The sequence below is a fragment of the Pseudomonas sp. GW460-LB5 genome, from assembly GCF_059423245.1.
Window position 1 is genome coordinate 1 of sequence record NZ_JBWKXT010000137.1, and the last position, 827, is coordinate 827.

Here is an 827-nt window from a genome sequence, read left to right on the forward strand (position 1 = left end):
TGCACGATGACCTTGCCCTTGCTGCCTGCCAGTGCGGCCGCGTTCTGCGCCGCTGTCTGCGCCGCCGTCACGTTGCCGTTGGTGGTGCTCAGGCTGTTTTCCAGGCTGGTGGTCTTGCTCGACGTGCTGGCCAGGTCGGCACCCTGCTGAGTCACCTTGGACGACAAGGCCTCGACCGCCGTCGCGGTCACCGCCTGATTGCCGCTGTTGACCTGGCCGTTGTCGCGCCATCCGGTGGCGAGTGCACCTTCCTGGATCTGGTATTGGTCGCCCTCTATAAATCCGGCAGAAGCCGACGCGCCGCCGTACACCACAAACGCCGGGTAGACCTGCGCGGTGTTGGCGTCAGCGGTGAATGTGACCGAAAGGCGCGCCCAGGTATCGCTTGCATCGACGCGAACACCGGCCCACGAAGTGCTGCTGACGCCGGCGTCACTGACGCCGTACACCATTGGCAGAATGCGCAGACCAGCCGTGCCGCGCATGTACACCGAAGCGGTGTATGTCTTGCCCGGAACCACCTTGAACCGGCGGTTGGCCCGACCATAGACTCGCGCCCAGCTGCTCGGAGTCAGCCCTGTCACGTCAAGGCGCTGGGCAAAGCCCGCCGCCAGGACGGAAGCCACCAGCGAAGGTACCCGGGTAACCGAGCTGCCCGAACTGTCGTACCACCAGCCATCGGCCACCAGTGGTGTAGTGGGGTCCGGCGTGTCGAACGATGGGTTGTAGACCAGGTTCTCGCCACCCACGTCGCCCAGGCTGCTCTTCAGCTCCGTCACTTGGCCGGATACGCTGGTCAAGTTGTTCTCGCCGGCAATCACCCGCCC

General features: G+C 65.1%; 1 protein-coding gene. It reads right to left on the bottom strand.

Translation table 11 applies throughout. From position 1 onward, the window contains the following. Positions 1–800 (bottom strand): carbohydrate binding domain-containing protein (locus AC07XM_RS31050; protein WP_495046085.1); only part of this gene is annotated, 800 nt, incomplete at its 3' end. Between the last annotated feature and the right edge of the window lie 27 nt (positions 801–827).